This is a genomic window from Sphingomonas sp. CBMAI 2297, assembly GCF_029870595.1.
GTDB lineage: Bacteria > Pseudomonadota > Alphaproteobacteria > Sphingomonadales > Sphingomonadaceae > Sphingomonas.
In genome coordinates, this window is the sequence record NZ_JAPDIR010000007.1 from 118,748 (window position 1) to 141,373 (window position 22,626).

A 22,626-nucleotide genomic window follows, 5' to 3' on the forward strand; every position below is an offset into this window, starting at 1 on the left:
TGCGGCCTTCATCGTCATCCCGGCTTTTGCCGGGATGACGGTCACGGGTCAGTTTCCGCTTCGGCCCAGTTCCCGCACCGCGAAGTCGATGAAGCTCGGCCAGTTGTCGCGGTTGCTGTGCCCGCCGCGATGCTGGCGGAACGCCAGCGTCCCGCCGGTCACCGGCGTCAGCTCGGGCGGGAAGGCCGAGGCGGCAAGCCCCTTCGCGCCCTGGATCGCCCAGGCCGGCGATGCCGCCGCCGCGGCGAGGAAGCTGCCCTTGGGATCGACCCAGCCATCGCCGGTATCGACCGTGCCTGCGCCGAGGAACAGCGGCCGGGGCGCGGCGAGCGCGATCAGCATGTGGGCGTCCACGGGCAGATCGAACTCGGTCTTCGGCCCGGCATATTTCAGGAAATTGCCGGCGAACCAGTGATATTCCCCGCCGGCTGCGAGATTGCCCATCCGCTCGCCGAAATTGCGGCGATAGAGCGCCGCGCCGCCCGCGCCCGAGGAGCCGGCAAAGCCGATCGCGAACTCGGGGTCATAGGCCATCGCCACCAGCGCCGCCTTGCCATAGCGTGACAGGCCCTCGATCCCGATCCGCCGCGCGTCCACTTCCGTGTCCGCGGCGAGCGCCTCGCGCGCGCGGCTCGCCCCCCAGGCCCAGGCACGCAGCACGCCCCAGTCATCGGGTTCGCGCGGCCGGCCGCGCAGGGATATGCCGATCACCCCGGTCTTCAGCGCGCCGCCATTGTCGGCCTGGATCGAGCTCGCCACCACCACGGCATACCCCCAGCCATGGCCGAGGAGCTGCTCGGTATAGGGCGGGCCGGGATCGGCGGCACGGGGCGGGCCGGGGAATCTGAAGCCCTCCGGGAAACCGAAGGACAGCATCACGGGCACGCGGCGGCGGCCGGCGGGCAGCGTGTAGCGGACGGCGATGGTCGCGGATGCCTGCGGCCAGGCCCGGTTGTCCGCCTTCCCCTCCAGCCAGCGCCTGATCACGGGAATCCCGGCTTCGGTCGCCCTTTCCTCCCGGACGCGATGCCAGCGTATCTTCGGAGCGGTCGACGGCACGCGGCCATAGACCTCGCGGTCGAACAGCACGCCGATCTCGCGGCGGCGGCGGGCCCAGTCCTTGCGGTTGCGGACGGGACCGCCATCGCTCAGGCGCATCAGTTGCGGAAGCTCGGGCGTGCCCGCTCTGGCCTCGTCATAGTTCGCCGCATTCGGGGCCTTGGGGTCGAACCCGTCGGCGCCGGGGCGGACCCGCACGATACCCAGCCGGTCGAGCATCGCCTGGCGATCGGCATTCGCGGCGCCATGGTCCTGCTGCCGGCCGGCGACGGCGGGAAGAGCGAGCGCCAGTATCGGCGCGCAGAGCATCCACAAGCGCATGCATTCCCCTTTTCTGTTATCGCTACCATGGTGCTGCGCATTGCGATCCCGCGCAACCCTTGCCAACATCCGCGCAACAATGTTCCGTTAGGGGGATCCCATGCGTCACCTGCTCACCGCCGCCCTGCTGCTCGCGGGCACCGCGGCCAATGCCCAGACCATCCCGGTCGAGACGATGAAGGAAGTGACGAAGGAGCTGTCGTCCGATGCCTATGAGGGCCGCGCGCCGACCACGCCGGCCGAGGACAAGACGATCGCCTATATCGTCCAGCGCTTCGAAAAGGCTGGGTTGAAGCCGGGCAACAAGGGCAAGTGGACCCAGGACGTGCCGCTGGTCGAGCTCACCGCGAACAATGTTCAGCCCCTGGTCTTTTCCGGCGGCAAGGCGCCGGTCAGCCTCGACTATCGCAAGGACATGGTGGTCGCCACCTACCGGGTGGTCCCCAAGGTCGCGATCAAGAACAGCGACGTGGTGTTCGTCGGCTATGGGATCAACGCTCCCGAGCGCGGCTGGAACGACTATGCGGGGCTCGACGTGAAGGGGAAGACGGTCGTCATCCTGGTCAACGATCCCGACTATCAGGCCCCGGATACCAAGGGTTTGTTCGAGGGCCGGGCGATGACCTATTATGGCCGCTGGACCTACAAGTTCGAGGAAGCCGCCCGCCAGGGCGCGGCCGCCGCGATCATCGTCCATGACAGTTTCCCGGCCGCCTATCCCTGGGGTGTCGTCCAGTCTTCCTGGGCCGGCCCCCGGCTGGAGCAGGACACCCCGGGCGATCATATGGACCAGAGCCAGGCGATCGGCTGGATGCAGCTCGACAAGGCCAAGGCGCTGTTCGCTTCCGCCGGCAAGGATTTCGACGCGCTCGCCGCCGCCGCGACGAAGCAGGGCTTCAAGGCCGTGCCGCTCGGCGTGAAGGCTTCCGTCAGCTGGGATAATGCGATCAAGCGCCAGGCCTCGAAGAATGTGGTCGGCATCCTTCCCGGCACGGGCAAGCCCGACGAAGTCGTGCTCTATTCGGCCCATTGGGACCATCTCGGCCGCTGCGACGCAGTGAAGGGCGACGACATCTGCAACGGCGCGGTCGACAATGCCTCCGGCATCGGCGGGCTGGTCGCGCTGGCCGAAGCCCATGCCAAGGCGGGACCAGCCCGGCGCAGCATCGTCTTCCTGGCGGTCACGGCCGAGGAATCGGGCCTGCTCGGCAGCAAGTTCTACGCCGAGAACCCGGTCTATCCGCTCGCCAGGACGGTGGGCGGGGTGAACATGGATTCGCTCAACGTCATCGGAAAGACCCGGGATTTCGTGCTGGTCGGCGCGGGCAAGTCCGAGCTCGAGGATCTGGTGAAACCCATCGTCGCGGCAGAAGGCCGGGTGATCGTTCCCGAGGAGCGGCCCGAGGCGGGCGGCTATTACCGTTCGGACCATTTCAGCTTCGCCAAGCTGGGTGTGCCGATGCTCTATGGCGAAAGCGGCGAAGATCTGGTGAACGGCGGCAAGGAAGCCGGCGAGAAGGCCGCCAGGGACTATACCCAGAACCGCTACCACAAGCCCCAGGACGAATATGATCCCAGCTGGGACTGGAGCGGCGCGGTCTCCGATCTCAACGTCTATTACGGCCTGGGCCGCCAGCTCGCCGACGGCAGTGCCTGGCCCAGCTGGTATCCGACCGCCGAATTCCGCGCGATCCGCGACAAGTCTCGCGCCGGGCAATGAACGGGATTATGGGGGCGGAATGACGATTCCGCCTCCCCCCAAGCCCGAATGGGCCCATCATCATGCCGTGTGGATCGGCTTCCCCAGCCATCCCGAACTCTGGCTCGAAGACCTGGCCTCCGCCCGGCTGGAAGTCGCCGCCTTCGCCAAGGCGGTGCACGCCGGGGGCAAGGGCGAGCAGGTGATCCTGGTCGCCGCCGACGAGGAGTCCGCCAAGGCCGCCAGGCTGCTCGTCGGCAATGCCGCCAAGGTGGTGGTCGAGCCGTTCGGCGACATCTGGCTGCGGGATACCGCCGCGATCATCGGCGGGGACGGCACCGCGCACGACTTCCAGTTCAACGGCTGGGGCGGCAAATATGCTCTCGAAGGCGATGACGATATCGGCCATCGCCTGGCCGAGCGCGCTCGGATGCCGGTCGAGGATCATGGCTGGATCCTCGAGGGCGGCGCGATCGACGGCGACGGCACCGGCCTGGTCGTCACCACCGAACAATGCCTGCTCAACCGCAACCGGAATCCCCAGCTGAGCAAGGCCGATGTCGAGGAGATGCTGCGCAAGGACCTGGGCTATACCCAGGTGCTGTGGCTGGGCGACGGGCTGCTCAACGATCATACCGACGGCCATGTCGACAATCTCGCCCGCTTCATCGGCCCCAACCGGCTGCTGATTCCCGAGGGCGCCGAGAACGATCCCAATTGGCGTATCTACCAGGATGCCGCCGCGCGCGCCGAGCGTGCCGGCGTCGAAGTGGTGCGCTTTCCCTCGCCGGGCCGCGTGCTCAACGAAGATGAGGAGATCATTCCGGCGAGCTACATGAACTTCTACATCGGCAATGCCGTGGTGGTGGTGCCGCTCTATGGCCAGGAGAACGACCAGGCGGCGGTCGACATGCTGGCCACGCTCTTCCCCGGCCGGGCGATCATCGGCCAGCGCGCCGACCATATCCTGACCGGCGGCGGCAGCTTCCACTGCATCAGCCAGCAGGTCCCGGCGGCCTAGAAATATCGAGCGACGGATCCCCGGCGAAGGCCGGGGGTCCGGTTATTTCTTGGCGACGGGCGCGGGGGCGCCCGCGATCGGCGCGCCGGCCTTGCTGCTCACGCGCCAGATCATGTTGCCGACATCATCGGCCACCAGCAGCGCGCCGCCGGCATCGGTGATCACGCCCACCGGCCGCCCGTTCACCGTCTTGCCGTCCTTGCCGAGGAAGCCGGTGAGCAGGTCGATCGGCCTGGCGTTCTCGCGCGGATAGCCCTTGTCGCCGAAGGGCACGAAGACGAGCTTGTAGCCCGAGGGCGGCTCGCGGTTCCAGGAGCCGTGCAGCGCGACGAAGGCGCCGTTGGTGAACTGGCCGCCCAGCTTGGCGTCGGCGGCGAAGGCGAGGCCGAGCGGCGCGGTATGGGCGCCGAGCGCGAAGTCCGGGCGCTTGGTATATTCGCGCAGGTCCGGCCGCTCGGGCGTCACGCGCTTGTCGACATAGCCGCCCCAATAGTTCCACGGCCAGCCATAGAAGGTGCCGAAATCGACCTGGGTCAGATAGTCGGGCGGCATGTCGGAGCCGAGCATGTCGCGCTCGTTGACTACGGTCCACAGATTGCCGGTATGCGGCTCGAAGGCCATGCCGTTCGGGTTGCGCAGGCCCCAGGCGAAGACGCGCGACGATCTGGTCTCGGGCACCACCTCGAGGATCGCGGCGCGGGTGTGCTTGGCGGCGTCGAGCTGCTTCGCGGCCCGGAAGGGGGTTTCGGCCGAGTAGATCTCGCCTTCCTTGTCGAGACCGTTTTCGGCGATGTTCGAGGAGGAGCCGACCGCGACATAGATACGTTTGCCGTCGGGCGCGGCGAGGATATTGCGTGCCCAGTGATTGCCGCCGCCGGCCAGGTCGACGATCTTCTCCGGCTTGGCGGTGATGCGGGTGTCCCCCGTCCGATAGGGGAAGCGGACCAGCGCATCGGTGTTGGCGACGTAGAGCCAGTCGCCGACCAGGGCCATGCCGCTCGGCGAGTTGAGCCCCTCGATCAGGGTGGAGCGCTGGTCGGCGACGCCGTCGCCATTGGTGTCGCGCAACAGGGTGATGCGGTTGGCCGAGGGCACGCCGGCACCGGCGCGGTTCATCAGGATGCCCATGATCCAGCCGGTGATCCCGCCGCCCTCGCGCGGGGGCGAATTGGTCTCGGCGACCAGCACGTCGCCATTGGGCAGGCGATAGAGCCAGCGCGGATGATCGAGCTTGTCGGCGAAGGGCGTGACTTCGAGGCCGGCGGGCGCGGTCGGCTTCATGCCGTTCGCCCAGCCGACCGGCTTGGCGATGCGGATCGTCGGGACGTCCTGGTAGCGGGCCTCGCTCAGCTGCGGGATCGCGCCGGTCACGGCCTGTTCGGGGAGCTTGGCGACATCGGGCCGCGTGGCCCAGATGAACAGGCCGATGAGCGCCACCGCGAGGATGGCAAGGACGATGAGGATCCGCTTGAGCATGCGGCGAGGATAGGGGCGGGGAAGGGCGAAGCCAATCATCTTAATTCCTCCCCCAGCAAGCTGGGGAAGGAACTGGATCGTTACTTCAGGTCGAAGCGGTCGGCGTTCATCACCTTGGCCCAGGCCGCGACGAAGTCCTCGACGAACCGGTCGCCGCCGCCGGCCTCGGCATAGACTTCCGAGATCGCCCGCAGCTGCGAGTTGGAGCCGAACACCAGGTCGGTGCGAGAGGCGGTCCATCTCGGCGCGCCGCTGGCGCGGTCGGTGCCGGCGAACTCCTCGTCGGCGGTATCGTCGATCTCCTTCCACACCGTCCCCATGTCGAGGATGTTGACGAAGAAGTCGTTGGTCAGCTGGCCGAGCCGATCGGTGAGCTGGCCGTGCCTGCCCGCCTTGGCATGGTTGGCGCCGAGCACGCGCAGCCCGCCGACCAGCACGGTCATCTCCGGTACGGACAGGCCCAGCAGCTGCGCCTTGTCGACCAGCAGCTCCTCGGTCGGCACGCTGAAGCGGACCGACAGATAGTTGCGGAAGCCGTCGGCGCGCGGCTGGAGCACGTCGAAGCTCTCGGCGTCGGTCTGCGCATCGGTCGCGTCGCCGCGGCCCGAGGTGAAGGGCACGGTCACGTCATGGCCCGCGGCCTTCGCCGCCTGCTCGACGCCCACATTGCCGCCCAGCACGATCAGATCGGCGATGCTCACCTTGCCGCCGAAATCGGCCTGGATGCCTTCATAGACCTTAAGCACCTTGGCGAGCTCGGCCGGCTCATTGGCCGCCCAGTCCTTCTGCGGAGCCAGCCGGATGCGCGCGCCATTGGCGCCGCCGCGCCGGTCCGACCCGCGATAGGTCGAGGCCGAGGCCCAGGCAGTCTTGACCAGCTGCTGCACGGTGAGCCCCGAAGCGGCGATCCTGCCCTTGAGCGCGGCGACGTCCCCGTCGCCCAGCTTCGTGCCGGCCGGGATCGGGTCCTGCCAGATCAGGTCCTCCTGCGGCACTTCCGGCCCGAGATAGCGGGTCTTCGGCCCCATGTCGCGATGGGTCAGCTTGAACCAGGCGCGGGCGAAGGCATCGGCGAAATAGGCCGGGTCGCTGCGGAACTTCTCCATGATCTGGCGATACTCGGCATCGTCCTTGAACGCCTTGTCCGCGGTGGTCATCATCGTCGGGACCTTCTTGCCCGGCGTGTGCGCCGCCGGGGCGAGGGTCTCCTCGGGATTGCCGACCGGCTGCCACTGCTTGGCGCCCGCCGGGCTCTTCACCAGCTCATATTCATGGTCGAGCAGCATGTCGAAATAGGTCATGTCCCATTTCGTCGGCGTCGGCGTCCACGCGCCTTCGATGCCCGAGGTGATCGTGTGGTCGCCCATCCCGGTCTCGTGCGTCGAGATCCAGCCCAGGCCCATCGAGGCCATGCCCGCGCCCTCCGGCTCGCGGCCGACATGCTTGGCATCGCCCGCGCCATGCGCCTTGCCGAAAGTGTGGCCGCCGGCGGTGAGCGCCGCGGTTTCCTCGTCGTTCATCGCCATGTTGGCGAAGGTGCGGCGCAGGTCGCGCGCCGAGCCCTTGGTGTCGGGCTTGCCGCCCGGGCCCTCGGGATTGACGTAGATCAGGCCCATCTGGATCGCGGCGAGCGGCTCCTCGAGCGCCATGCCCGCCTCGTCATCGATGCGGGTCTTGTTCTCGGGATGGCCGACCCATTGTTCCTCGGTGCCCCAATAGATGTCGCGCTCGGGCTCGAAGATATCCTCGCGGCCGCCGGAGAAGCCGAAGGTCGGCCCGCCCATCGATTCGATCGCGACATTGCCGGTCAGGATGAACAGGTCCGCCCAGCTGATATTCGCGCCATATTTCTGCTTGATCGGCCAGAGCAGGCGCCGGGCCTTGTCGAGATTGCCGTTGTCCGGCCAGGAATTGAGCGGAGCGAAGCGCTGCGAGCCCGAGGAGGAGCCGCCGCGGCCGTCCCCCGTGCGATAGGTGCCGGCCGAGTGCCAGGCCATGCGGATGAAGAAGGGGCCGTAATGCCCGTAATCGGCCGGCCACCAGGGCTGGCTGTCGGTCATCAGCGCCGTGAGATCCTTTTTGAGCGCCCAATAGTCCAGGCTGTTGAAGGCGGCGCGATAGTCGAAATCCTCGCCATAGGGATTGGACGAGACGCCCCCCTGGGTGAGGATCTCCAGGCTGAGCTGTTCCGGCCACCAGTCGCGATTGGTGCGGCCCAGCAGGGTGCGCAGCGCCTGGGGTTCCTTCGACGGATCACTCAGCGGGCTGCCGGTGGTCGGTGCGTCCATGGGATCGACTCCTCTCGATTGCTTGGTCGCTCGGGAAACGCGCGTCTCCCTGAGTCCCATGGAGGCTAGCCGGGGCACCGTGATCGTAGAAATGGATTAGATCGCCGTCAGTGATCGACCGGGTGATTTTTACGACATGTGGTTGTCACTATATCCGCGACTCCGGCGCGGGGCGGGATGCCGGCAGGGCGCTCAGTCGATGATCGGATGCCGCTCGCGCAGCCTGTCGGCGATGCGCTCGACCGCGGCATTCTCCTCGGCCTCGCCACCGGGGGTGATCGACCAGTTGCAATGCGGATGCGTGGCGGCGCTGTAGCGCTTGACCGGGCCGATCACGTTCCGCCAGCGCCGCCGCGTGCCGCCGACCTCGCGCAGCAGGATGGCGAGGAACTGGTCGACAAGATCGGCCGCGTTCATGCGCCTTCCGCCGCCAGGCCCTTGAGCCGGTACAGGATTTCGAGCGCATCGCGCGGGCTCAGGCTGTCGATGTCGAGCGTGCCCAGCTCGCTGCGGAGCGCGTCGACCGTCTCTTCCTCCTCGATCGCGGCGGCAGCGAAGAGCGGCAGGTCGTCGAGGCCCGCGGCGAGGCCGCCGGTGGCGGCGCGGCCGGCCTCGAGCTTGTCGAGCACCGCCTTGGCGCGCTTGATCGTAACGGGCGGCAGGCCGGCGAGGCGCGCGACGGCAAGGCCGTAGCTGCGATCGGCCGGCCCTTCCGCGACTTCATGGAGCAGGACGAGATCGCCCTTCCACTCGCGGGCGCGGACATGGTGGAGGGTGAGCGCGTCGCAGCGCTCGGCCAGCCGGGTCAGCTCGTGATAATGGGTGGCGAACAGGCACCTGCACCGATTGTCCTCATGGATCGCCTCGACCACGGCCCAGGCGATGGCGAGGCCGTCATAGGTCGAGGTGCCGCGGCCCACTTCGTCGAGGATGACGAAGCTGCGCGAAGTCGCCTGGGCAAGGATCGCGGCGGTCTCGACCATCTCGACCATGAAGGTCGAACGGCCGCGCGCGAGATTGTCCGAGGCGCCGACGCGGCTGAACAGCCGGTCGACCAGCCCCAGGGTGGCGCGGGCGGCGGGGACATAGCTGCCGGCCTGGGCGAGGACGGCGATCAGCGCGTTCTGGCGCAGAAAGGTCGACTTGCCGCCCATGTTCGGGCCGGTGACCAGCCACAGGCGGCTGGACTCGGACAGGGTGCAGTCATTGGCGACGAAGCGGCCGCCGCTCTTCGCCACGGCTTCCTCGACCACGGGGTGGCGGCCGCCCTCGATCTCGAAACAGCCATGCTCGACGAGGTGCGGGCGCGCCCAGCCGCCTTCGGCGGCGCGCTCGGCCAGGCCGGCCGAGACGTCGATCCGGGCCAGGGCATCGGCAGTGCGCGCAATGGGCTCGCGGGCATCGAGCGCACGGGTGGTGAGGTCCTCGAGATGCGCGGCCTCGGCGGCGAGGGCATGGGCGCCGGCCTGGGTGACCTTGACCGCGACGTCGTGCAGCTCGGGCGCATTGAAGCGGACGACGCCGGCCAGCGTCTGGCGATGGGTGAAGCCGCTGTCCTGCGCCATCAGCGGATCGGCATTCCTGGCGGGGACTTCGATATGATAGCCGAGCACGCCGTTGTGGCGGATCTTGAGCGAGCCGATCCCGGTGCGCGCCCGGTATTCGGCCTCGAGCGCGGCGATCGCGCGGCGCCCGCCGGCGCCCGCGTCGCGCAGATCGTCCAGCGCGGCGTCATAGCCCTCGGCGATATAGCCGCCATTGGCCGCGTCGACGGGCGGCTCGGGGACGAGCGCGCGGCTGAGCAGGTCGATCAGCGCGCCGTGCCCGCGCATCTGGGGCAGGAGATCGGCGAGCAGGGGCGGGATGCCGGTGGCGTCCAGCCGCTCGGCGAGGCGCCAGGCGCCGTCGAGCCCGTCGCGCAGCTGGCCCAGATCGCGCGGGGAGCCGCGCCCGGCGGCGAGGCGGCCGAGGGCGCGGCCGATATCGGGCATCGCCCGGAGCGCGCCGCGCACCATGTCGCGCAGGCCCGCATCGTCGTGGAAATGGGTGACGAGATCGAGCCGCGCCTCGATCGCCGGCCGGTCCATCAGCGGCGCCGCGATGTCGCTGCCGAGCAGGCGGGCGCCGGCGCCGGTGACGGTGCGGTCGACGCTGTCGAGCAGGCTGCCCTTGCGCGTGCCCGCCGAGCTGACGGTCAGCTCCAGGCTTTCGCGGGTGGCGGCGTCGATCGCCATCGCGGCTTCGGTGCGCGTGACGCGTGGCGGGCGCAGAAAGGGCAGCGCGCCCTTGGCGGTATGCTCCAGATAGGCGGCGAGGCCCCCGGCGGCGGCGAGCGCCGCGCGCGAGAACTGGCCGAAGCCGTCGAGCGTCGCCACGCCGAACAGCCGCTTCAGCCGCGCCTCGCCGCTCGCGCTGTCGAAATCGATGCGCGGGCGCGTGACGGTGGCGAGCTCGTCGAGCGCGGAGCCGTCGCCGACCACCGTCTCGGCGGGGGAGAGGCGGGCGATCTCGGCGGCGGCGCGGTCGGCGCTGCTCTCGATGATCTCGAAGCGGCCGGTGGAGATGTCGGCACAGGCGATCGCCACGCCGCCGCCGGCCTCGCCGATCGCGGCGCACCAATTGGCGGTGCGGCTGTCGAGCAGTGCCTCCTCGGTCAGCGTGCCGGCGGTGACGACGCGGATGATCGCGCGGTTGACCAGCGCCTTGGAGCCCATGCGCTTGCGCGCTTCCTCCGGCGTCTCGGTCTGGTTGGCGATGGCGACGCGGTGGCCGGCCTTGATCAGCCGGGCGAGATAGCCTTCCATCGCATGCGCGGGCACGCCGCACATCGGAATGCGCTCGCCGTCATGCTCGCCGCGCGCGGTGAGCGCGATGTCGAGCACGGCGCTGGCGATCTTCGCATCGTCGAAGAACAGCTCGAAGAAATCGCCCATCCGGTAGAAGAGCAGGCAATCCTCCGCTTCTGCCTTCAAGGCGAGATATTGCGCCATCATAGGGGTGGGAGCTGCGGAGGACATGGCTTGCGGCCTAGCGGAACCCGGTATGCGATCAACACCCCGGCACGGCATTTTCCTGGGGAAAAGGCCGGTTGTGCGGATTTTCGCACATTCGGTCGCGTCGATCCGTGCCGATCCGTGGCGGATGCATGGGAATCCGTCGCATTCGGCACATTGCGGCGTCGGAACGGCCCCCCTAAAGGGGAGGCAATCTGGAGAGAAGAATGTCTGAGGAATCGAACGTCCAGTTTTCGGAGCGCGAGGCGCTGCTCTATCACTCCGAGGGCCGGCCGGGAAAAATCGAAGTCATCGCGTCCAAGCCGATGGCGACGCAGCGCGACCTGGCGCTGGCCTATTCGCCGGGCGTGGCCGTGCCCGTGCTGGCGATCGCCGAGAATCCGGCGGCGGCCTATGACTATACCGCCAAGGGCAACCTGGTCGCCGTGATCTCGAACGGCACGGCGATCCTCGGGCTCGGCAATCTCGGCGCGCTCGCGTCCAAGCCGGTGATGGAGGGCAAGGCCGTCCTCTTCAAGCGCTTCGCCGATGTCGATTCGATCGACCTCGAGGTGAAGACCGAGGATGTCGACGCCTTCATCAACTGCGTCGAGCTGCTCGAGCCGAGCTTCGGCGGCATCAACCTGGAAGACATCAAGTCCCCCGAATGCTTCGTGATCGAGCAGACCCTGCGGGAGCGGATGAACATCCCGGTGTTCCATGACGACCAGCACGGCACCGCGATCATCGCGGCCGCCGGCCTGATCAACGCGCTCCACCTCACCGGGCGCGACATCAAGGACACGCGCGTCGTGATGAACGGCGCCGGCGCGGCGGCGATCGCCTGTGCCGAGCTGATCAAGGCGATGGGGCTGCCGCACGGCAACCTGCTGATGCTCGACCGCACCGGCGTGATCTATCAGGGGCGCGAGGGCGTGAACCAGTGGCAGTCGGCCCATGCCGTCGCTACCGATCGCCGCACGCTGGCCGATGCGCTGGAGGGCGCGGACGTGTTCATGGGCCTCTCGGCCGCGGGGGCGCTGCCCGCCGAGCTGCTCAACCACATGGCGCTGAAGCCGATCATCTTCGCGATGGCCAACCCCGATCCCGAGATCACCCCGCCCGAGGCGCGCGCGGCGCGCCCGGACGCGATCATCGCGACGGGGCGTTCGGACTATCCGAACCAGGTCAACAACGTGCTGGGCTTCCCGTTCATCTTCCGCGGCGCGCTCGACGTGCGCGCGACGACGATCAACGATGCGATGAAGATCGCGGCGGCGACCGCGCTCGCCGAGCTGGCCCGCCAGCAGGTGCCCGAGGAAGTGGCGGCGGCCTACGGCGTGCAGCACAGCTTCGGCCCCGACTACATCATCCCCGCGCCGTTCGATCCGCGGCTGATGGAGCTGGTGCCCGCCGCCGTCGCCCAGGCGGCGATGGATTCGGGCGTGGCGACCAAGCCGATCACCGACATGGCGGCCTATCGCCAGCAGCTGCGCGCGCGCCTGAACCCGACCACTTCGGTGCTCAGCCTCGCCTATGAGGGCGCGCGGGCCAATCCGAAGCGCGTGATCTTCGCCGAGGCGGAAGAGGAAGTCGTGCTGCGCGCGGCGATCGCCTTCAAGGACGGCGGCTATGGCACGCCGGTGCTGGTGGGCCGCGAGAGCGTGCACGACCGGCTCAAGGCGCTCGGCGCCGATCCGGCCGAGTTCGAGCTGCACAACAGCGTCAATTCGCCGCTGGTCGAGCAGATGGTCGAGTTCCTCTACTGCCGCCTGCAGCGCCGCGGCTATCTGCGCCGCGACGCCGAGCGCATGGTCAACCGCGACCGCAACATCTTCGGCGCGCTGCTGCTCCAGCTCGGCCATGCCGATGCGATGATCACCGGCGTCACCCGTACCTGGGCCGAATCGATGCGCCAGGTGAAGCGCGTGATCGACCATGCCCCGGGCCGCACGCCCTTCGGCATGCACGTGCTGGTCGGCCAGTCGCACACGGTGTTCATCGCCGACACGACCGTGAACGAGCGCCCGAACGCCGAGGAGCTGGCGGACATCGCCGAGGGCGCGGCCGCCGTCGCGCGCCGCATGGGCCATGAGCCGCGCGTCGCCTTTCTCAGCTATTCGAACTTCGGCAATCCCGAGGGCCAGTGGCTCGACAATGTCCGCGGCGGCATCAAGGTGCTCGACGGGCGCGGGGTGGAGTTCGAATATGAGGGCGAGATGTCGCCCGACGTGGCGCTCAACAAGCGCCAGCTGGCGAACTATCCCTTCGCGCGCCTCTCCGGGCCGGCCAATGTGCTGATCATGCCGGGCCTGCAATCGGCCAACATCTCGGCCAAGCTGCTGCGCGAGCTGGGCGGCGATTCCACCATCGGCCCGATGCTGATCGGCATGGAGAAGCCGGTGCAGATTGCCCCGATGACGGCGACCGCCAGCGAGCTGGTGACGCTGGCGGTGCTCGCGGCCGGCGGAATCGCGCGCTGACCTAGGCCCGCACGACCTCTCTTGCCTGTTACATTTGTAGCATGCTACAAATGTAACGGATCAGAGGAGGTCGAGTCGTGATCGAATCGCTGCCGCGCCGCGAGCGCGAGGTTTTCGAGGCATTGTGCAGCCTGGGCGAGGGCACGGCCATCGCCGTGCGCGGCGCGCTGGCCGAGCCGCCGAGCGATTCGGCGGTGCGCACCTTGCTCGGCCGGCTCGAGGCCAAGGGGTTGATCGGCCACAGCACGCGCAACCAGGCCTATGTCTATCGGCCGGTGGAGCAGGCGGACTCGGTTGCCGAGACTGCGCTCCAGCGCCTGGTGCATACCTTCTTCCAGGGCTCGGCGGCACGCGCCGCGACCGCGTTGCTCGGCATGGAGAAGGCGCTGACTCGCGCGGAAATCGACGAGCTCCAGCGCGCGATCGACGAAGCGCGGGGAGAAGCGGAATGATCGCGGACCTGCTGATCGAGCTGGGCTGGAAATCCGCGCTGGCCTGTGGCGTCGCGCTGCTCGCCGGCCAGGCATTGCGCGGCCGGCCCGCCGCGCAGCGGGTGGCGGTGCTGCGCGCCGGTGTGGCCGCGCTGCTGTTGCTGCCGCTGCTCGTGCTGGTGCTGCCGGCCGTCGAGGTCGCGGTGCTGCCCGCGACCGGGGCGTCCGCCGCCTTGCCCGCCATGGACGGGATCGCCGCGGCGTCCGTTGCGACACCCGTCGCCCCGGTCGCCCCGGGGATCGACTGGATCGCCCTGGCCTATCTGGGAGGCGCCGCGTTCGTGCTGCTGCGCCTCGCCGTCGGGCTTTTCCTGTTGCACCGCTGGACCCGCCATGCGGTGCCCACCTCCCATCCCGTGTGGAGGGAGGTGCTCGCACGGGCCGCCGAACCCTTGAGGCGGCCCGTGCGGCTGCTCGTTTCGCCCCGCATTGGCTCGCCCCTGAGCCTGGGGATCGCACCGGCGACGATATTGATCGGCCCCGACATCGAGCGCCGCCCCGATCGTGCCGCCGCGGTGATCGCGCACGAGATCGCGCATGTGCGCCGGCTCGACTGGCTGGCGATGCTCGCCGCGCGGCTGGCGCTGGCTCTGTTCTGGTGCAACCCGTTCGCCTGGCTGCTCGTCGTCGAACTGGCCCGCCAGACCGAGCTGGCCGCCGACGAGGAAGCGTTGCGGCATGTCGGGCGCGCCGATTACGCGCAGACGCTGCTCGCGGTCGCCGGTGGCTGCGGGGTGCATGCGGCGTGCGGCATGGCGGTGTCGCATGGTGCGATGGCGCGGCGGATTCGGCGCGTGCTCGACGCCGCTCCGCGCAAGCCGGCGAGCAGGCTCCTGTGCGCCGCGCTGATCGGCGGCATCCCGCTGGGGATTGCGCCGCTCGCCGCGATGCAGGTCGTGGAGCGGCCCCAGCTTTCGACCGTGCCGGGAGAGGACCGTGCGGTGCCCCGGCCGGCGCCTGCCGTGCCGCCTCCCGAGGTGCGGGAGGAAGCGGTCCGGACGCCGGTGGCGCGAGCGCCACTGTCCCCCTCTCCTTGGCGCGACGAGTCGGTGCGCGCCACGGCCAAGGCCAAGGCCGCGGCCCGGCTCGCGTCGGCGCCGCCCCCGTCCCGCGACATGTCGCGCGCGGTGGAAGCGGAGGCGCGGAGCAGGGCCCGCGCGCCCGTGCCGGCCATGGGCGAGACGGCGCCGCCCGCCGGCACGGGCGCCCAGCGCCGAGTCGCACCGCCGACGGAGCAGCGGCTCGCGGCCGTGCAGCGCCTGCGCAAGGCCGCGCTGGAATATCGCGACCGCGCCCATAACCCCGATCTGCCGCTCGATATCCGCCAGGGGTATCGCAACGTGGCGGCATCGCTGGCGGACGAGGCCGACCGGCTCGAGCGGCAGGCCAAGCAGATGGCGGGCGTCTACTAGCCCGCCAACCCGGCATCACTGAACCAGCGCGCGGCTTTCGCGCCACGGGGCCGGCTTGTCCGGCGACTTGAAGGGAGAATGACGATGCGTTCGATCCTGTTCCTGTCCGTTGCGCTTGTCGGCGCCTGTGCCTCGCACCCGCCCCTGCCGGCGAGCGAGCCCGCGCTGCGGGTCACCTATGGCGACCTGCGGCTGGACACCGGGCAGGGCCGCGCCGCCCTGCGGGAGCGTGTGGACGGCGCGGCGCGCACCTATTGCCGGACGAACGACCGGGACGTCGCGCCCCAGCTGATCCGCAACAAGGCGGGATATTGCTTTGACATGGTGCGCCTCTCGCTGGTCGCCGAGATGCCCGCCGGGGTGCGGCGCGGCTATTACCGGCGCTAGCCGTCGATGCTCACGCCCAGCGACGCATTGACCAGCCCGCCATCGACCGTGATCGTGTCGCCCACGACATAGTCGCCCGCCCGGCTGGCGAGATAGATGGCGGCGCCGGCCATGTCCTCGTCCATGCCGATGCGCCGGGCCGGGATCGCCCGGGCGACATCGCCGCCATGGTCGCGCGCGGCCTTGTTCATGTCGCTGGCAAAGGCACCGGGCGCGATCGAGGTGACGTTGATATGGTCGCGGACCAGCCGGGCGGCCATGCGCTTGGTCAGGTAGATCAGCGCCGACTTCGAGGCATGGTAGCTATAGGTCTCCCAGGGGTTCAGCCGCTGCCCGTCGATCGAGGTGATGTTGATGACCTTGGCCGGGCGCTCCGCCGACCCGCCCGCCTTGAGCAGGTCGAAGAGTGCCTGGGTCAGGAAGAAGGGCGATTTCACGTTCAGGTCCATCACCTTGTCCCAGCCCTTTTCGGGAAACCCCTCAAAGGGCTCGCCCCAGGCGGCGCCGGCATTGTTGACCAGGATGTCGAGCCGTTCCTCGCGCTCCGCCAGCGCGGCGGCGAGCGCCTTGCAGCCGGCGACGGTCGAGACGTCCATCGGCAGGGCGATGCAGTTCGGGCCGAGCGCGGCGGCGGTCTCCTCGCAGGCCTCGGCCTTGCGGGACGAGACATAGACCCTGGCGCCCTGGGCGACATAGCCCTCGGCGATCATCCGGCCGATGCCCCGCGAGCCGCCGGTGACGAGGGCGATGCGGCCATCGAGGCGGAACAATGTCGTGGTGTCCATAACTTAACTCCCTCTCCCCTTCAGGGGAGTGGCAGGGGAGAGGGGCGTATCGCCCCGTCTCGCACTGCCCTCTCCCCGACCCTCTCCCCGCCGGCGGGAAGAGGGAGATTAACTACCCGCCCCGCTTCAGCGTCTCGCGGGCGATGATCAGCTGCTGGATCTGGCTGGTGCCTTCGTAGATCCGGAACAGCCGGACGTCGCGGTAGAGCCGTTCGATGCCGTAATCGGCGATATAGCCGGCGCCGCCGAAGATCTGCACGGCGCGGTCCGCCACGCGGCCGACCATCTCGCTGGCGAAATATTTCGCGGCCGCCGCCTCCATCGTGGTGTTCGCACCGGCATCCTTGGCCGCGGCGGTCTCCAGCACCAGCGCCTTCGCCGCCAGCGCCTCGGTCTTCGAATCGGCCAGCATCGCCTGGATCAGCTGGTGCTCGGCGATCGGCTTGCCGAACTGCCGGCGCTCGCCGGCATAAGCGACGCAGTCGGCGATCAGGCGCTCGGCCACGCCGACACAGACCGCCGAGATGTGCAGCCTGCCCCGGTCCAGCACCTGCATCGCGATGCGGAAGCCTTCGCCCTCGCCGCCCAGCCGGTTGGCGGCGGGGACGGGCGTGCCGTCGAACACCACGTCCGCCACCCGGGCGCCCTTCTGGCCCATCTTCTTCTCGGGTTCGCCGATGCTGACCCCGGGCAGGTCGCGCGGCACCAGGAAGGCGGAGACGCCGCGGCCACCCGGTTCGTCGCCGGTGCGCGCCATCACCGTGAACAGCTCGGCCTTGTCGGCGTTGGTGATGAAACGCTTGGTGCCGGAAAGCCGGTAGACGTCGCCGTCCCTGACTGCCCGGGTCTGCACCGCGCCGCTGTCGGAGCCGACATCGGGCTCGGTGAGCGCGAAGCTGGTGACGATCTCGCCGCTGGCGATGCGCGGCAGCCACCGGGCCTTCTGCTCCGCCGTCCCCGCCATCACCAGCCCCTGCGAGCCGATGCCGACATTGGTGCCGAAGCTGGAGCGGAAGGCCGGAGTGGTGCGGCCCAGCTCGATGGCGACCTTGCATTCCTCGAGCATCGTCAGGCCCAGGCCGCCATATTCCTCGGCGATCGACAGGCCGAACAGGCCGAGCGCCTTCATCTCGTCGATCACATCGGCGGGGATGGCGTCGGCCGCCTCCACCTCGGCCTCGAGCGGGCGCAGGCGGTCGCGCACGAAGCGGCGGACCGTATCGATCAGCGTGTCGAAAATTTCGGGGTCGAGCGCCATGGCCACGCGTTCCTCAGGTTCGAAGCCAAAGGCTATACCGACCATATCGCTCCGGGCAAGCCATACCCGATATTCCAATGGCTTGCGGTTGACCCCCGGATTGCGGCACATAGGGTGCGCAATAAAATGGGTCGAGAGGGAGCGCGGGGCATGGACGGCAATCAGGCGGCACTGCCCCCGGCCCGGCGAATCCGCACGCCGATCATGCTCGCTTACGGCTTCGGCACCGTGGCGTATGGCGTGAAGGATTTCTGCTTCTCGACCTTCCTGCTGTTCTTCTTCAACCAGGTCCTCGGGCTGCCGGCCGCCGAAGTGGGCTTCGCGATCATGTGCGCGCTGCTGCTCGACGCGGTGGCGGATCCGGCGATCGGCTTCCTTTCGGACCGGACGCGGAGCCGCTGGGGGCGGCGCCATCCCTGGATGTACGCTTCGGCCATTCCGATCGCGATCGGCTGGCTGCTGCTGTGGAACCCGCCGGCGCTTTCGCATGCCGGCATGCTCGGCTGGGTGTTCGCCATGTCGGTGCTCGTCCGCACCGCGGTGAGCGCCTATGAGGTGCCGAGCCAGGCGCTGACCCCGGAGCTCTCCGCCGACTATGAGGAGCGGACGCGGATCATGGCCTATCGCTTCCTGTTCGGCTGGGCCGGCGGGCTGGCGATGATGATCCTCGCCTATGCCTGGCTGCTCGGACCCTCGCCGGGCCATCCCAACGGCCAGCTGGTGCGGGAGAATTATCCGGGCTTCGCGCTGGTGAGCGCGCTGCTGATGGCATTCGCGATCCTCGTCTCGGCGCTGGGCACGCATGGCGAGATCGCGCACCTCCCCCAGCCGGAGGAGCGCACGCGCCAGTCGCTCGGCGCCCATTTCGCCGAGCTGGGCGAGACGGTGAAGAACCGCGCCTTCCTGATCCTGATGGCGGCCGGGCTCTGCTATTATTCGGCGCAGGGCGTCAGCTTCGCGCTGTCGAGCTATCTCTATGCCCATGTCTGGCGCTTCGAGAACCAGGACTTCACGATCATCGCCTTCTCGCTGCTGGTCGGCGCTTTCCTCGCCTTCCTCGTCGCGCCGCGGGCGTCGCGGCGGCTGGGCAAGCCGCGGGCGGCGATGGGGCTGATGGCGGCGGCGGCATTCTGGGTCGCCCTGCCCTATGTGCTGCGCCTGCTGGGCCTGTTCCCGGCGCCGGGCACGCCCTGGCTGCTGCCGTCGCTGTTTGCCATCTATGCGCTCAACGTCACCTGCAGCATCTCGGCGACGATCCTGGGCGCCTCGATGATGGCCGATGTCGTCGAGCATTCGGAGATCGAGACCGGCCGGCGCAACGAGGGAGTGTTCTTCGCCGGATCCTTCTTCATCCAGAAATGCTGCAGCGGGCTGGGCATCTGGGCGACGGGCCTGCTGCTCGAGCTGGTGCGTTTCCCCGCGGCGGCCCGGCCGGGCCAGGTGCCGGTGGCGACGGTGGACCGGCTGACCATTCTCTTCTTCGTCGTCTATGGCGTGCTCGCCCTGGCGGCGGCGGCGCTTTACCGCTTCTTCCCCTTCGGCAAGGCCGAGCATGAGGCGCGGGTCGCGGCGCTCGCTGTCCGCAATGCGGAAATGTCCGCCGGAAGCTGACCTTCCGACGGACATCCTTTCCTCCCCAGGAAAGTCGAGATCGGGCACGCGGTCCCTTATCCGTCATCCCCGCACAGGCGGGGATCCAGGGTTTCTCTGCCGTGCCGTTCTTGGCTCTGGATCCCCGCCTGCGCGGGGATGACGAGATAGGAGGAGGCGTCCACCCTTCAGGCCACGCGGCCCAGGCGGTGATAGAGATTGGCGTATTTCGTGGACTCGGGCGCGTCCTTCACCTTCTCGAGATGGGTGGCCACCGCCTCGCGGATGAGGCGGAAATCCTCGGTCGAGAAGACGGCGCGGCTGCGTTGGGGTTCGGTCATGGCAATCACTCCTTTCTCATGCTTTCAGGCGGCTTCGGTGGTGACGAACTGGGCGGTCTCGGTGCTCTCGGCGAGCGCGGTGGTGCTGCTGCTGCCGCCCGCCAGCGTGGTCGCGATCGCATCGAAATAGCCGGTGCCGACCTCGCGCTGGTGGCGGGTCGCGGTATAGCCATTGGCCTCGGCGGCGAACTCGGCCTGTTGCAGCTCCGAATAGGCCGCCATGCCGCGATCCTTGTAGCCCCGGGCCAGCTCGAACATGCCGTAGTTCAGCTGGTGGAAGCCGGCGAGCGTGACGAACTGGAACTTGTAGCCCATCGCGCCGATCTCGCGCTGGAAGCGGGCGATGTCGTCCTTGTCGAGATTCTTCTCCCAGTTGAAGCTGGGCGAGCAGTTGTACGCCAGCATCTTGTTCGGGAATTCCTTCCTGATCGCCTCGGCGAAGCGGCGGGCATCGTCCATGTTCGGCTTCGAGGTCTCCCACCACAGCAGGTCGGCATGCTCGGCAAAGGCCAGGCCGCGCTTGATGCAGTGATCGACGCCGGTGCCGTCCTTCAGCCGGAAAAAGCCCTCCGGCGTGCGCTCGCCGGTGAGGAACTCCCGGTCGCGCTCGTCGACGTCCGAAGTGATCAGGCGGGCGCTCTCGGCATCGGTGCGGGCGCAGATCACCGTCGGCACGCCGGCGACGTCCGCGGCCAGGCGCGCCGCGTCGAGGTTGCGGATGTGCGCCTGGGTCGGGATCAGCACCTTGCCGCCCAGGTGCCCGCACTTCTTTTCCGAGGCGAGCTGGTCTTCATAATGCACCCCGGCGGCGCCTGCGGCGATATAGGCCTTCATGATCTCGAAGCAGTTGAGCGGGCCGCCGAAGCCGGCCTCGGCGTCGGCGACGATCGGGGCGAACCAGTCGCGCTGGGCGCCGCCCTCCATATGCTCGATCTGGTCGGCGCGCTGGAGCGTGGCGTTGATCCGGCGGGCGAGCTCGGGCCCCGCATTGGCGGGATAGAGCGACTGGTCGGGATACATCTGGCCGGCGGTGTTGGCGTCGGCCGCGACCTGCCAGCCGGACAGATAGATCGCCTTCAGCCCGGCACGGACCATCTGCATCGCCTGGTTGCCCGAAAGCGCGCCGAGGGCGTTGATATAGTCTTCTTCCTGCAGCAGTTCCCACAGCTTGAGCGCGCCGCGGCGGGCGAGCGTGTGCTCGATGGGCAGCGAGCCGCGCAGCCGCTCGACATCCTCCGGCGTATAGGGACGCACGATGCCGTCGAACCGGCCGGTGGGGGCGGGGATCAGATCTTCGAAGCGCGTCGGCATTGTGTGTTCCTTGACTGGGTTGCTGAGCCTGTATGGGTATTTCTTGACTCCATTGGCAGCTGGCTTGCGCGTTTGTGGAGGTCGCGGTGTTGGTGCGCCTTTTCTTTGGATTGAAAATGTGTAAATTATTTACAGAACGATTTGACATGCTCGATATGAACATATCGAGAACATTATTTGTAGGACAGGGCCCATCTTCTCGTCATCGCCGCGCAGGCGGGGATCGAGGGTGGCAGGGCGATGTCCTGTGTGATTCTGGATCCCCGCCTGCGCGGGGATGACGGTGAAGGAGAGGCGAGGCGTGGCCGAGCAGAAGCTCTTTGCGGGACATGCGGTGCGGCGCCTGCGCCGGCAGCTGCTGCTGACCCAGGCGGCGATGGCCGAGGCGCTGGGCGTGTCGGCGAGCTATCTCAACCTGGTCGAGCGCAACCAGCGGCCGATCTCGGCCATGCTGATGTTGCGGCTTTCCGAAGTGTACGACTTCGACCCGCGCAAGCTGGCCGCGGCCGAGCCGGGCGGGGGGATGGAGGCGTTGCGGCGGCGGCTGGCCGATCCGCTGTTCGCCGATCTCGAGATCGACCGGCAGCAGATGGAGGAATGGCTGGCCGGCGCGCCCGGCGGCGCGGAGGCGTTCGCCCGCGCCTATGACCGGATCGGCGCCGGCGGGCCGGTGGCGGATACCGGGCCGGGCGATCCGGGCCGGCAGGTGCGCCGCGAGATCGAGCGCTGGCGCAACCATTTCGCCGATCTCGATGCAGTGGCCGAGGCGCTGGCCGACGCGCTGCGCCAGACCGCGGGCGATCCCTATGGCGCGATGGCCGAGCGGCTGCGGGTGAAGCATCAATTGTCGGTGCGCATCCTGCCCGCCGACGTGATGCCGGGGCTGCTCAAGCGGCTCGACCTCCATGCGCGCCAGGTGCAGCTTTCCGAACTGCTCGACATGCCGGGCCGCACCTTCGCGCTGGCCGAGCGGCTTTCCCAGGAAGCGCGGGGCGAGATCGAGGCGCTGGTGCGCGGCGCCGGGCTCGATCGCGCGGGGGAGCGGCTCTATCAGCGCCATCTGGTCGGCTATTTCGCGGCGGCGGTGATGATGCCCTATGGCCGCTTCCTGCGCGCCTGCGAGCAGACCGGCTACGACCTGGACGTGCTTCGCCGCCGCTTCGGCGCGAGCTTCGAGCAGGTGGCGCACCGGCTGACCACGCTGCAGCGGGTGGGCGCGCGGGGGCTGGCCTTCTTCCTGGTACGCGTGGACCGGGCGGGGCAGGTCTCCAAGCGCTTCGCGGGGGCGAGCGGGTCGCCGCTGGTGGAGGGGCCGGGCCTGTGCCCGCTTTGGAACCTGACCGAGGCGTTCGGCCGGGCCGACGAGACGCTGGGCCAGCTGGTCGAGACCGAGGACGGCGCGCGCTGGTTCACGCTGTCGCGGGCGCGGACGCCCCAGGGCGCGCAGGGCGTGCGGGCGCGCTTCGCTCTGGGGATCGGGCTGGCGGCCGGCGAGGCGCGGTCGCTGTCGGCGGCGCGCGGCGTGGACCTGGCGGGCGAGGCGGTGCCGGTGGGGCTGGGCTGCCGCGCCTGCACCCGGCCGGACTGCGCGCAGCGCTCGGCGGCGCCGGCGGGGCGCGCGGCGCTGGCCAATGAGCGCGAGAGCGGCGTCACGCCGTTCGGGTTCGTGGGGGATTAGGGGCGCCCGGCATGAGGTCGCGTTGCAATGTAG

At 69.0% G+C, this 22,626-nt stretch carries 17 protein-coding genes; 8 read left to right on the forward strand and 9 right to left on the reverse strand.

The features are described 5' to 3' along the window. Nucleotides 1-48: 48 nt before the first annotated feature. Nucleotides 49-1,380 (reverse strand): hypothetical protein, encoded by a 1,332-nt coding sequence (locus OMP43_RS11905; RefSeq protein WP_280279937.1) that lies wholly within the window; start codon nucleotides 1,378-1,380, stop codon nucleotides 49-51. 100 nt (nucleotides 1,381-1,480) lie between these two features. On the opposite strand from OMP43_RS11905, the gene OMP43_RS11910 reads away from it, so the two are divergent. Both OMP43_RS11910 and OMP43_RS11915 read left to right on the forward strand, forming a co-directional pair. Next, nucleotides 1,481-3,100 carry a M28 family metallopeptidase gene (locus tag OMP43_RS11910; RefSeq protein ID WP_280279938.1) on the forward strand — a complete coding sequence of 540 codons (1,620 nt, stop codon included), beginning with the start codon at nucleotides 1,481-1,483 and terminating at the stop codon, nucleotides 3,098-3,100. Nucleotides 3,101-3,119: 19 nt separating this feature from the next. After that, nucleotides 3,120-4,100, forward strand: coding sequence for an agmatine deiminase family protein (locus OMP43_RS11915; RefSeq protein WP_280279939.1), 981 nt, complete (start codon nucleotides 3,120-3,122; stop codon nucleotides 4,098-4,100). Nucleotides 4,101-4,142: 42 nt separating this feature from the next. Here the strand turns inward: OMP43_RS11915 and OMP43_RS11920 are convergent, their stop codons facing one another. The 4 genes from OMP43_RS11920 to mutS all read right to left on the reverse strand — a co-directional run bounded on the left by OMP43_RS11920 (nucleotide 4,143) and on the right by mutS (nucleotide 10,857). Beyond that, entirely contained in the window at nucleotides 4,143-5,576 is a 1,434-nt protein-coding gene (locus tag OMP43_RS11920) for a sorbosone dehydrogenase family protein (RefSeq protein WP_280280021.1), read from the reverse strand. An 80-nt stretch (nucleotides 5,577-5,656) separates the two neighbouring features. Beyond that, nucleotides 5,657-7,864: a catalase/peroxidase HPI gene (gene katG / locus OMP43_RS11925; protein ID WP_280279940.1), complete on the reverse strand. Its 2,208-nt coding sequence runs from the start codon at nucleotides 7,862-7,864 to the stop codon at nucleotides 5,657-5,659. Between the two features lie 192 nt (nucleotides 7,865-8,056). Then, the gene (locus tag OMP43_RS11930) at nucleotides 8,057-8,281 is read right to left on the reverse strand and encodes a hypothetical protein (RefSeq protein ID WP_280279941.1); all 225 of its coding nucleotides are present in this window, start codon (nucleotides 8,279-8,281) and stop codon (nucleotides 8,057-8,059) included. Continuing rightward, on the reverse strand, nucleotides 8,278-10,857 hold the full coding sequence (gene mutS, locus OMP43_RS11935) for a DNA mismatch repair protein MutS (RefSeq protein WP_280280022.1): 2,580 nt from the start codon (nucleotides 10,855-10,857) through the stop codon (nucleotides 8,278-8,280). Before mutS ends, OMP43_RS11930 begins: the two co-directional genes overlap by 4 nt. Nucleotides 10,858-11,084: 227 nt before the next feature. Between mutS and OMP43_RS11940 the strand changes: the two genes are divergently transcribed. The 4 genes from OMP43_RS11940 (at nucleotide 11,085) to OMP43_RS11955 (ending at nucleotide 15,630) form a co-directional block, all read left to right on the forward strand. After that, the gene (locus OMP43_RS11940) at nucleotides 11,085-13,340 is read left to right on the forward strand and encodes an NADP-dependent malic enzyme (RefSeq protein ID WP_086130602.1); all 2,256 of its coding nucleotides are present in this window, start codon (nucleotides 11,085-11,087) and stop codon (nucleotides 13,338-13,340) included. Nucleotides 13,341-13,417: 77 nt separating this feature from the next. Then, nucleotides 13,418-13,792 carry a BlaI/MecI/CopY family transcriptional regulator gene (locus OMP43_RS11945; RefSeq protein WP_280279942.1) on the forward strand — a complete coding sequence of 125 codons (375 nt, stop codon included), beginning with the start codon at nucleotides 13,418-13,420 and terminating at the stop codon, nucleotides 13,790-13,792. Next, nucleotides 13,789-15,243, forward strand: a complete 1,455-nt coding sequence (locus OMP43_RS11950; protein ID WP_280279943.1) for a M56 family metallopeptidase — start codon at nucleotides 13,789-13,791, stop codon at nucleotides 15,241-15,243. The genes OMP43_RS11945 and OMP43_RS11950 overlap by 4 nt, the downstream gene beginning before the upstream one ends. 84 nt (nucleotides 15,244-15,327) lie before the next feature. Further along, nucleotides 15,328-15,630: a UrcA family protein gene (locus OMP43_RS11955; protein WP_280279944.1), complete on the forward strand. Its 303-nt coding sequence runs from the start codon at nucleotides 15,328-15,330 to the stop codon at nucleotides 15,628-15,630. Here OMP43_RS11955 and OMP43_RS11960 read toward each other — a convergent pair. Both OMP43_RS11960 and OMP43_RS11965 read right to left on the reverse strand, forming a co-directional pair. Further along, nucleotides 15,627-16,415 carry an SDR family oxidoreductase gene (locus tag OMP43_RS11960; RefSeq protein WP_280279945.1) on the reverse strand — a complete coding sequence of 263 codons (789 nt, stop codon included), beginning with the start codon at nucleotides 16,413-16,415 and terminating at the stop codon, nucleotides 15,627-15,629. The two genes, OMP43_RS11955 and OMP43_RS11960, sit on opposite strands and share 4 nt — an antisense overlap. A 112-nt stretch (nucleotides 16,416-16,527) precedes the next feature. Further along, a complete protein-coding gene (locus tag OMP43_RS11965) occupies nucleotides 16,528-17,673 on the reverse strand; it encodes an acyl-CoA dehydrogenase family protein (RefSeq protein ID WP_280279946.1) in 1,146 nt (381 codons plus the stop codon). 150 nt (nucleotides 17,674-17,823) lie between these two features. Between OMP43_RS11965 and OMP43_RS11970 the strand changes: the two genes are divergently transcribed. Then, a complete protein-coding gene (locus OMP43_RS11970; RefSeq protein ID WP_280279947.1) occupies nucleotides 17,824-19,284 on the forward strand; it encodes an MFS transporter in 1,461 nt (486 codons plus the stop codon). A gap of 167 nt (nucleotides 19,285-19,451) precedes the next feature. On the opposite strand, the gene OMP43_RS11975 is transcribed toward OMP43_RS11970, so the two are convergent. Then, a complete protein-coding gene (locus OMP43_RS11975) occupies nucleotides 19,452-19,604 on the reverse strand; it encodes a hypothetical protein (protein WP_167299535.1) in 153 nt (50 codons plus the stop codon). A gap of 24 nt (nucleotides 19,605-19,628) precedes the next feature. Beyond that, nucleotides 19,629-20,915 carry an isocitrate lyase gene (aceA, locus tag OMP43_RS11980; protein ID WP_280279948.1) on the reverse strand — a complete coding sequence of 429 codons (1,287 nt, stop codon included), beginning with the start codon at nucleotides 20,913-20,915 and terminating at the stop codon, nucleotides 19,629-19,631. A 301-nt stretch (nucleotides 20,916-21,216) separates the two neighbouring features. Between aceA and OMP43_RS11985 the strand changes: the two genes are divergently transcribed. Then, a complete protein-coding gene (locus OMP43_RS11985) occupies nucleotides 21,217-22,593 on the forward strand; it encodes a short-chain fatty acyl-CoA regulator family protein (protein WP_280279949.1) in 1,377 nt (458 codons plus the stop codon). Nucleotides 22,594-22,626: the final 33 nt, after the last annotated feature.